The sequence below is a fragment of the Microcoleus sp. T2B6 genome (assembly GCF_036700475.1).
Lineage (GTDB): Bacteria > Cyanobacteriota > Cyanobacteriia > Cyanobacteriales > Microcoleaceae > Microcoleus.
In genome coordinates this window covers 1-9,927 of record NZ_JAUBOZ010000170.1, presented here as the reverse complement: position 1 = coordinate 9,927, position 9,927 = coordinate 1, and the positions used below count along the sequence as shown (strand labels likewise).

Genomic DNA, 9,927 nt, shown 5'->3' with positions numbered 1-9,927 from the left:
CTGACAACTGACAACTGACAACTGACAACTGACAACTGACAACTGACAACTGACAACTGACAACTGACAACTGACAACTGACAACTGCTATGATGAAAGTAGTTAACGAAACTTTACATAATAGCCGTGACTGCACAACAATTAGTATCTGCAACCAGTTTTGAAAAGCTAATTTGGACTTGGAAAGGTCACAAAATCCAATATACCGTCCAAGGAACCGGCCGCCCTCTGATCTTGATTCACGGATTTGGGGCTTCGATCGGACATTGGCGACAAAATATCCCCGTACTCGCGGCCGGCGGCTATCGTGTATTTGCGCTGGACTTGCTGGGATTCGGTGCTTCCGCCAAACCAGCCCTAGATTACACTCTGGAATTGTGGGAAGAATTGCTGACTGATTTCTGGGCGGATCTGGTACAGGAACCGGCTGTATTTGTCGGGAATTCGATCGGCGCTTTGCTGAGTTTGATGGTAGTCGCCAACCATCCAGAAATATCAGCCGGCGGTGTCTTAATCAACTGTGCTGGCGGGCTCAACCACCGGCCCGACGAACTAAATTTCCCGCTGCGAGTAGTGATGGGGACTTTTACTAAATTAGTTCGATCGCCCCTGATCGGCCCCTTTGTCTTCAACAACATCCGCCAAAAACACCGCATCCGCAACACCCTGCGCCAAGTCTACGGGAACCGCGAAGCCATCACTGACGAACTCGTAGAACTCCTGCACGCCCCCTCCTGCGAGCCCGGAGCTCAACAAGTGTTTGCCTCGATTCTCACAGCCCCTCCAGGCCCTCAACCGTCAGAATTGCTGCCCAAAGTCGATCGTCCGTTATTGGTACTTTGGGGCGCAGACGACCCCTGGACACCCATCGCCGGCAGCCAGATTTATCAACAATTGGCCGCCAACGATAAACCAGTGAAATTTGTTTCCATTCCCAACACAGGCCACTGTCCCCACGACGAGCGGCCCAGTGAAGTCAACGCTCTGATTTTGGACTGGCTGCTGGAATTGAAGTACAATTTTTCTGAGCGAGGCAACCATTGAGCGATCGAGTCAAACCCTTGCAGTGCAAAAGTTTTGCCTCGCTTCTCCGCACCGACACCCCCGCAGCAGCCGACTCAAAAAACAATTTTTGGAAAAAGTATTGACACAATTTACTGAGTCAGCTATATTGATGGACGTGTGAGGAGCGAACCAGAAGAAGCACCGAGACGAAACACGGCCAGTCGTCGGTGCTTTTTCTGTTGAAACCCGTTTTTAAGAGTTTTAAATTATCTATAATTCACATCCCCCATATCTGTAAGCCCGCCCCGCTTTCTTCATTTCTTCCTACCCTACCCTTCGGGAACCCCTGCGGGGAACGGGAACGGCTTCGCCGAACGCGTTCTTAGCGTCTTCGCGGTTCGTTAAATAAATATTCTGATTTTGCAAAAAAAGTAATTGACTCCATTTGATATCGAAAAATCCGAAAGTGTGGATGGTTTTTGAGCATCAAAATTTGATTGCATAGAACTCAAAACTAGAGAGTTGTATAAGAATAAATTGTCGCTGGGTCGGGGCGGGTTAATATACATTTTTTCCAAATGTCGCTAAACCCGCCCCTGCGGTATTTGTGCTGCAAATATCAACGATCGCCCAAAACAAATTGTTCGATCGCAGCCGCCACCCCATCTTCCTCCACATCCGGCGCCACCCAATCAGCAGCAGCCTTCACGCCATCAGGAGCATTGCCCATTGCCACGCCCACGCCCGCGTAGGCAATCATTTCCACATCATTAAAATTGTCGCCGATCGCCATCACGTTCGCCGCCTGCAAACCCAAAAGTTCCTCCGCTAAATACTGCACCGCATCTCCCTTATTCGCCGAAGGATGCGTAGCTTCAAAAAAAGTAGCAACCGATTGAGTCAAATAAAGCTCCGCAGGCGTGTAGCGCTGCCGCATACTGCTGAGCAAGCCGTCGAGTACCCCCGGATTCTCGCACAATGCCAAAACTTTCGTCGGTTCCCCCGGAATATCTCGCCGCAAATCTTTAATCACATTTGGTTCAATGCCCGATCTTTCGGCATAAATTCGGGTAGCTGCGGTAATTTCCGGTACGTAAAGTTGGTCCTCAATGTAGAAATGGATCGAAAGCAGCGATCGCAAATGCGGTTCTTCAAAATAATCTAACAGTTGCAGAGCAGTTTGTTTCGACAGTGGCAAGTGTCGCAGCCGTTTTTGAGTAGCGTGATCTTGAATCCATGCGCCCTGGTAGCAAATCAGTGGCAATGTTGAGCCGATGTCGCGGTGAAAACGCAAAGCTGAGCGGTACATCCTGCCCGTAGCGACGGCCACTTTCACTCCCCGCGACTCGGCAGCCAAAATTGCTTGCTTGACTGGTTCTCGGATGTCATTTGACAAACCTGCGATCGTGCCGTCTATATCCACTACCAGCAATTGAATGTCTGCGGTGCCCAAAGCGCGATCGGTCGCATTAGCTGGATTTGAGGCAGTTATATTCTGCATGATTTTTTTAGATTTTAGCTGTTGATGTGCACGCACCCGTTTATTTTGGCACTGGCGGGATAGCAAAGTGCGACTTCGGATTTTTTGAAGACTAAAATATAGATAACTAAATAAGCGACAAAAAAAGTATCTAGGAGCACTCTTTAGGGATGGATTTAGCTAAGCTATATAATAGTAGCCAGTTTACTGCCGTAAAAACCGCACTCGACCGGCGATGTGTATTTTCACTTACTTAATAATACTTGTGACCAAAAAGAATGCCACTCTAAGCCCGCGATCCAAACCGTTATATCATCAATCATTCCCAATCTAAAATCTAAAATCTAAAATCTAAAATTGTATAGCCGCCTCTTTGAAATTACCCCCAACAATCATGATTTCTATTCCGGGATACCGCATTGACGGAGAACTTTATACAAACCCTCACACAGTTATTTATCGAGGGATGCAGCTTGAGGAACAAAAACCCGTTATCCTCAAAACTCTCACGCCGCCATACCCTAACCCAGCGCAAATCTCCCAACTGCTGCACGAATCCGAAATTCTTAAAAATTTGAATTTACCCGGAATAGTCAAGCTTTACAAAATTGAAACCTACAATCACTTTCCGGTTTTAGTTTTAGAAGATTTTGGTGGTATTTCCCTAAAAGACTTTCTCAGCAACAACCAGCTAGAGTTACAACAATTTCTGCATATTGGCATCAAACTAGCAGAAACTATTGGGCAACTCCACGAACACCACATTATCCATAAGGATATTAAACCCAGCAATATTATTGTCAATATCGAGACTGGAGATGTCAAGATTGCTGATTTTGCGATCGCCTCCCTGCTACCGGGCGAAAACCCCGCCCCCAGCCATCCCCATTTACTCGAAGGCACTCTTGCCTATATGTCTCCTGAACAAACGGGACGCATGAATCGGGCGATCGACTACCGCACCGATTTTTATTCTTTAGGCGTCACCTTTTATGAGATGCTTTGTGGCGAATTGCCTTTTCAGGCGATCGATCCTATGGAATTAGTACACTGCCATATTGCCAAAACGCCAGTTTCTCCTTGGGAAAACAGAAAGCAAAAAGTACAAAGCAGAAGCATCGAAGGCAGAATCAATCAATTAGGAACCAAGGAGATTCCTCAAGTCGTTTCCGATATCGTCATAAAACTCTTAGCAAAAACAGCCGAAGACAGGTATCAAAGTGCTTTCGGACTTTTGTACGACTTGGAAAATTGTCTCGTTCAACTGCAAACTACAGGCGAAATTTCCCACATAACCCTCGGCGAGCAAGATCAGTCAAATCACCTGCAAATTTCCCAAAAATTTTACGGGCGAGAAGTAGAAGTTAATATGCTTCTCAGTATCTTCCAGCGGATGAGGCGGGGCAATACAGAAATCGTGCTCATTTCTGGTGCCGCAGGTGTGGGCAAATCGTCGTTAGTATATGAAGTTTACAAGCCGAGTCGGCGGGAAAACGGGTATTTTATTGACAGCAAATTTGAGCAATTTAAGCGCGATATTCCCTACGCTTTTTTGCTCCAAGCTTTTCAAGATTTGTTGCGACAAATATTCACAGAAAATGCCGCAGAAATCCATGTTTGGAAAGAAAAAATTTTAAAAGCACTCGGCGGCAACTGCCAAGTAATTATTGAAGCTATTCCCGAAGTAGAACTGATTGTCGGGCCGCAGCCCCCCGTCCCAGATTTAGGAGCAAATGAGTCTCAAAATCGCTTTAATTTAGTATTTCAAAACTTCATTCGCGTCTTTGCTCAAAAAGAACACCCCCTAGTAATTTTCCTGGACGACTTGCAGTGGGTCGATTCAGCATCTCTCAAGTTAATAGAACTACTAGCAACTGACCTGGGAACTCAATATTTATTAATAATTGGAGCTTATAGAGAGCAGGAAGTAGATGCAAATCATCCCCTAATGCTGACCGCCGAAGCAATTAAAAAAGCAGGCGGTACTGTGAGGGCGATCGCCCTTTCGCCTTTAGATATAAGCAGCGTCAACCAATTTGTTGCCGATACTTTGAACTGCGCCCCAGAAAAATCCCTAAGTTTAGCAGAATTGCTTTGGCGAAAAACTGCGGGAAATCCCTTCTTTTTAACTCAATTAATAAAATTTATTTACTCAAAAGGTTTAATTAATTTTAAACTTTCACCCTCGAATAATTTGGTCGAGCTAGCTGAACCTAACCTGTCGGGCTTAGCGCAACCAATCTCAGAGCAAATTGTGAAAAAATGCCATCTTACAGGCGAGTGGCAGTGGGATATTGAACAAATACAAGAAATGGGAATAACTGACAATGTTGTAGAATTAATGATAGATAACATTCAGAAACTTTCAAAAAAGACCCAGGAACTGCTTAAATTAGCCGCTTGTATCGGGAACAAATTTGATTTAGAAACTATCTCGACAATCGCCGGAAAACCTCTCGCTTCCGCAGCAACAGACCTCGGAGAGGCACTTCAGTCCGGTCTGATTTTGCTCGTAAATAACGCCTACAAAATTCCGATCGCACTAGCAGCAAGCACAGAAGTAACAGACACAATATCTAGAGACTTTACCGATAAATTTTCCCTACCAGTGGCTGATGTTTCGAGCGCCACTTACAAATTTTTGCATGAGCGAGTGCAGCAAGCAGCTTATGCTTTAATATCCGATTATCAAAAACAAAAAATCCATCTCAAAATAGGCAATTTTTTACTGCAAAATTCACCGCCAGAGCAATTAGAAGAGCATATTTTTGATACCGTAAACCAACTAAATTTAGCGAAAGAAATCATCCGCAACCAATTAGAAAAATTTCAATTATCCCAATTAAATTTAATTGCAGGTCGCAAAGCAAAAGCAAGTGCAGCTTACGAACTTGCCCTCAAATATTTAACCGCAGGTATTGAACTGCTTCCCCCCGAAAGTTGGCAAACTGACTACGACTTGACTCTGGCACTCTACGAGTCAGCAGCAGAAGCTGCTTACCTCAATACCGACTTTGAAGCAATGGAAAAATGGGCGAGAATTGTCCTGCAACACGCAAAAAATGAACTAGACAAAATTAAAGTGTTTGAAATCAGAATCATAGCTTGTGCGATGCAAACACAACTCCAAGAATCGGTAAAAATTGGTCGGGAAGCACTAAAAATGTTAGGAATTAACTTTCCCGAATCGCCGATTCCCCTCCACATTCAGCAAGCACTGGCTAAAACTGCTGCTTATTTAACCGACAAAAAAATAGAAGATTTAATTAACTTGCCCATTATGACAAATCCGCACAAATTAGCAACTATGCGCGTGCTTTCCAGTATGTTTTCAGCTACATTTATAGTTGAACCTGTGCTGCTGCCGCTGATTGTGTGCGAGCAAGTTAATTTATCTATTAATTACGGAAACTCTACTTTTTCTGCCTTCGGTTATGCTAATTACGGAGCAATTTTAAAAGGAATAGTTAGAGATATTGAATCGGGCGATCGCTTTGGTCAATTAGCTTTAAATTTGAGCGATAGATTAAATGCGTTAGAATTCAAAAGCAAAACGCTTAATTTAGTAGCATTCATTTTGATGAACGGCAAGCATCACGTTAAAGACTCTTTGCCGCTATTAGAGGAGGCCTATCAAAGCGCGCTAGAAAATGGGGATTTAGAATCTGTCGGATATTCAGCCGTAAATATTTGTCAGTCTTTGTATTTCATCGGTCAAGAATTGCCACAACTGGAACGGAGAATGGTAAGCTACAACCATTTGCTGTTTCAACTCAAGCAAGAAACTGTATTGACTTGGAATCAAATATATCGGCAAAGTATTTTGCAATTGATGGGAAAATTGGAAAGTCCACACCTTGTATTAGGTGAAGCATACAGCGAAGAAAAATTGTTGTCGCTGCTGTTGAAAGCTAACGATCGGGTGGGACTACAGCACTTTTATTTGCAAAAATTAATACTAGCCTATTTATTTGGAGATACCGCTACAGCGCTAGAAAATGCAGCGCAAGCCGAAGTATATTTAGACGGAGTTGCAGGCTTTATTAATGTTTCTGAATACCAGTTTTACGATTCTTTAGCCCGCCTAGCCGCCTATCCATCTGCAACAGAGGAGGAACAAGAAGAGCATATTTTTTACGCTGTCAGTAACAGAAAAAAACTGCAACAAAAAGCGCTTTCGGCGCCCATGAATCTTCAGCATAAATGCGACTTACTTACGGCAGAAAAAGCGCGTGTTTTGGGCAATGTTGAGAGAGCAATGGAATATTACGATCGCGCAATTGACGGAGCCGAAGAAAACGGATACATACAAGTACAAGCACTAGCAGCAGAATTGGCAGGAGCATTTTATCTATCCATAGGAAGAGAAAAAAATTCTAAAACTTACTTGACAGAAGCGCGTTATTGCTATCAGCGCTGGGGAGCAACAGCCAAAGCAGCGCATTTAGAATCGAAATACTCGCACTTGCTAACTTCCGCCTCGATTTCAACTAATATTGAAACTCACAAATCTACCAGCAGCGCTTCTTCCACTACGAACGACGCTGCAGGCGTGCTAGACTTGACTACCGCAGTTAAAGCATCGCAAACCTTAGCGGGCGAAATAGTTCTAGACAAACTGCTGGCAAAAATGATGAAAATTGTTATTGAAAATGCCGGGGGGCAACGAGGGTTTTTAATACTAGAAAAAGAGGGTCAATGGGTGATTGAAGCATCAGGATCTGTAGATGTCGATCGCGTTGCTGTAATGCAATCAATTGCCATAGATTTTGTAGCCGACGATCAAGAAGTAACTTTGCTGGCAGTTGCAGTTGTGAATTATGTCGCCCGCACCCAGGAAAGTATAGTTTTAAACGATGCCAGCCGCGAAGGACAATTTACTCGCACACCCTATATAATGGCCGTTCAACCTAAATCAATTCTTTGCACTCCGTTAATTAATCAAGGCCAACTCACTGGCATTCTATATTTAGAAAACAATCTGACTACAGGCGCTTTTACACAAGATCGGTTAGAAATATTAAAACTGCTGTCTTCTCAAATTTCTATCTCCATCAAAAATGCCCAACTTTACGCCAACTTGCACCAATTCAATCAGAATCTCGAAAATTTAGTACAGCAGCGTACCTCCGAGCTCTCCCAAACTTTAGCAGACTTAAAATCGGCTCAAAATAAACTGGTAGAATCGGAAAAAATGGCTGCCCTCGGAGGGTTGGTTGCAGGTGTTGCCCACGAAATCAACACTCCCATTGGCATCGGCATCACCGCCGCCTCCCTGCTTGCTGAAAAAGCCACAAAGTTTTTTGAGGTTTACAGTAACGGCCAAATAAAACGTTCCGAGTTAGAAAAGTTCCTGGATACCGCCATGCAAAGCAGTAATATGATCTTATCTAACCTCACGCGGGCGGCCGACTTGATTCACAGTTTTAAAGAAGTAGCTGTGGATCAGTCTAGCGAGTTAAAACGCACGTTTAATGTTAAAAACTATCTAGAGGAAATTTTGACATCCTTAACAGCCAAACTAAAAAGAACTAAGCACAAAATACAGATTAAGTGTGATGAAAATATTGTAGTGGACAGTTACCCCGGCGTAGTGTGTCAAATTGTGACAAATCTGGTGTTGAATTCCCTAATTCACGCCTACGATGGAGAAGACGAAGGAGTTCTGGCTTTTGATTTCAAACTAGAGGGCGATCGGCTAATATTTGAATATGCCGATAACGGCAAAGGAATTGACCCAGAAAATCTCAGTAAAATTTTTGAACCATTTTTTACGACCAAAAGAGGTCAGGGAGGCACAGGATTGGGACTGCACATTATTTATAACCTTGTTACTCAAAAACTAAAAGGCACAATTAGCTGCACAAGTCAACTAAATAAAGGGACAAGATTTATGATTGAATTTCCCGCTAAAATGAGCAGTTAGTTATTAGACCGCCAACATGGATATAAGTTTTATATAGGAGAACGATATATGTCAGAAGCTAGTAAAAACCTGTTGGCTGCAGGCGATGACGAATTAATCCCAGCGGGCGACGATGAATTAATATTTGCCGAGGAAGACGAGGCGGAAGAAAAACCGCTAGAAGAAAGTTGGAAAATACTAATTGTCGATGATGAAATAGAAATTCATAATATTACTAAATTAGCATTAAGCGATTTTAAGTTTGAAGGTAAAACTATAACATTTATTAGCGCTTACTCAGGAAAAGAAGCTAAAGAAATAATCCAAAATAACTACGACATAGCATTGATTTTACTTGATGTAGTTATGGAAACAGAAGAAGCAGGCTTGGAAGTAGTTAAATACATCCGCGATATTTTAAATAATCAAATTGTGCGAATTATTTTACGAACTGGACAGCCCGGACAAGTACCAGAAGATGTAGTAATTGTCAGCTACGATATCAATGATTACAAAACCAAAACAGAACTTACTAACAAAAAATTATTTACCACAGTAGTCACCGCACTGAGAGCATTTAGATCGCTCAATCAAATCGAATCCAGCAAAAGCGAACTAGAAAAAATTGCAGCCGCATCAGCCCGTTTTGTACCGCGTGAATTTTTGAAATTTCTCAAAAGAGAAAGCATCGTTGATGCCAGACTAGGAGACTCTGTACAAGCAGAAATGACGATTATGTTTGCCGACATTCGCTCATTTACAAGTCTGTCAGAAAGTATGTCTCCCCGAGAAAACTTTGAATTTCTTAACTCTTACTTAAGCCGAGTTGGCCCAGTTATCCGCCAGTACAACGGTTTTATAGATAAATACATTGGTGACGGGATTATGGCTTTGTTTCCTAACAGGGCTGAAGATGCTGTGCAAGCAGCAATTGAGATGCAGCAGCAAGTAAAAATTTATAACAGACACAGGCAAAACAGTGGCTATCAACCTATTTCGATAGGGATTGGCTTGCATACGGGGACTTTAATGTTAGGTACGATTGGCGAAGCGGAACGAATGGAAAGTACGGTAATTTCTGATGCCGTTAATTTAGCTTCCCGCGTGGAAGGATTGACAAAGCTTTATGGAGTTAGTATTGTAGCTAGCGTCCAAACCCTTTGCCGGATAGACGATCCTCAACATTACAAGTGCAGGTTTCTCGATCGCGTTCAAGTAAAAGGAAAACAAACACCTGTTGCTGTATTTGAAATTTACGATGGCGACTCGGCGACAATGATCGAACTAAAAGCACAAACTCAAACTTATTTTGAACAGGGAATTTTTTTTCACTACCAGCAGCAATTCGCGCAAGCAAGGCAAATGTTTCTGCGCGTTTTGCAAGTCAACAAGTATGATAAGGCAGCAGCTTTTTATGCAGAAAGGTGCGATATGTTGATGAAGAATGCAGTCATTATGACTCTGGAAGGAATAGAGATATAGGGAATAGGGCATGGGGCATGGGGCATGGGGCATGGGGCATGGGGCATGGGGCATG

4 protein-coding genes are annotated in these 9,927 nt (G+C 43.1%); 3 read left to right on the top strand and 1 reads right to left on the bottom strand.

Annotation, left to right across the window (positions count from 1 at the left end; translation table 11 throughout):
- The first annotated feature begins 126 nt into the window (after window positions 1-126).
- Window positions 127-1,044 carry an alpha/beta fold hydrolase gene (locus QUA00_RS35175; RefSeq protein ID WP_333413148.1) on the top strand — a complete coding sequence of 306 codons (918 nt, stop codon included), beginning with the start codon at window positions 127-129 and terminating at the stop codon, window positions 1,042-1,044.
- Window positions 1,045-1,624: 580 nt separating this feature from the next.
- On the opposite strand, the gene QUA00_RS35170 is transcribed toward QUA00_RS35175, so the two are convergent.
- The gene (locus QUA00_RS35170) at window positions 1,625-2,506 is read right to left on the bottom strand and encodes a Cof-type HAD-IIB family hydrolase (protein ID WP_333413146.1); all 882 of its coding nucleotides are present in this window, start codon (window positions 2,504-2,506) and stop codon (window positions 1,625-1,627) included.
- 373 nt (window positions 2,507-2,879) lie between these two features.
- Between QUA00_RS35170 and QUA00_RS35165 the strand changes: the two genes are divergently transcribed.
- Both QUA00_RS35165 and QUA00_RS35160 read left to right on the top strand, forming a co-directional pair.
- Complete coding sequence (locus tag QUA00_RS35165) at window positions 2,880-8,411, top strand: ATP-binding sensor histidine kinase (protein ID WP_333413145.1); 5,532 nt, start codon at window positions 2,880-2,882, stop codon at window positions 8,409-8,411.
- 48 nt (window positions 8,412-8,459) lie between these two features.
- On the top strand, window positions 8,460-9,872 hold the full coding sequence (locus tag QUA00_RS35160) for an adenylate/guanylate cyclase domain-containing protein (RefSeq protein WP_333413143.1): 1,413 nt from the start codon (window positions 8,460-8,462) through the stop codon (window positions 9,870-9,872).
- The last annotated feature ends 55 nt before the right edge of the window (window positions 9,873-9,927 follow it).

What these genes read in the sequence shown, in the direction of transcription:
- QUA00_RS35170 (WP_333413146.1), bottom strand. Translation starts at nt 2,506, where the DNA reads ATGCAGAATATAACTGCCTCAAATCCAGCTAATGCGACCGATCGCGCT.
- QUA00_RS35165 (WP_333413145.1), top strand. Translation starts at nt 2,880, where the DNA reads ATGATTTCTATTCCGGGATACCGCATTGACGGAGAACTTTATACAAAC.
- QUA00_RS35160 (WP_333413143.1), top strand. Translation starts at nt 8,460, where the DNA reads ATGTCAGAAGCTAGTAAAAACCTGTTGGCTGCAGGCGATGACGAATTA.